1 protein-coding gene is annotated in these 687 nt (G+C 60.6%); it reads left to right on the top strand.

What is annotated here, in order from left to right:
• The coding region (locus tag EN780_RS36395) for an ABC transporter substrate-binding protein (protein WP_145971046.1) at positions 1–687 on the top strand (687 nt) is incomplete at both ends.

Here is a 687-nt window from a genome sequence, read left to right as displayed (position 1 = left end):
ATCTCAACCTGATCAACATCCGCGACGGCGGCGTCAATGGCGTCAAGCTGGCCTGGAGCGAAGGCGAGACGCAATATGAGGTCGAGAAGGGCGTCGAGGTGTATGAACGGTTGAAGAGCAATCCCGGCATCGCTGCCTGGAATCCACTCTCGGTCGGCATCGCCTATGCCATGATCGATCGCATCACCGACGACAAGGTGCCGCTGATCACCATCAACCACGGCCGCACAGACACGACCGACGGGCGGGTGTTCCCTTACGTCTTCCCGCTGCTGCTCAATCCTTACAGCGAGACCTCCGGCATCGTGAACTACATCGCGTCCAAGGAAGGAGGCCTCGACAAGCTCAAGGGCAAGAACATCGTCGTGCTCTATCACGGCTCGCCCTATGGGAAGGAGACGATCCCGATCTATGAGCTGCTGTCGCAGAAATACGGCTTCGAGCTGTCGCAGATCGAGGTGCCGCATCCCGGCAACGAGCAGCAGGCGCAGTGGCTGACCATCCGGCGCGAGCATCCTGACTATGTCGTGCTGCGCGGCTGGGGCGTGATGAACCCCGTCGCCTTGAAGACCGCGCAGAAGACAGGCTTCCCGGCCGATCACATCATAGGCAATGTCTGGTCGAATTCCGAAGAGGATGTCATCCCCGCCGGCGATGCCGCCAAGGGCTATACGGCCATCACCACCC

The sequence above is a fragment of the Mesorhizobium sp. M4B.F.Ca.ET.089.01.1.1 genome (genome assembly GCF_004022605.1).
Classification (GTDB): domain Bacteria; phylum Pseudomonadota; class Alphaproteobacteria; order Rhizobiales; family Rhizobiaceae; genus Mesorhizobium; species Mesorhizobium abyssinicae.
The sequence above is the reverse complement of the archived record's forward strand: the minus strand, read 5'-3'. Positions and strand labels throughout refer to the sequence as shown.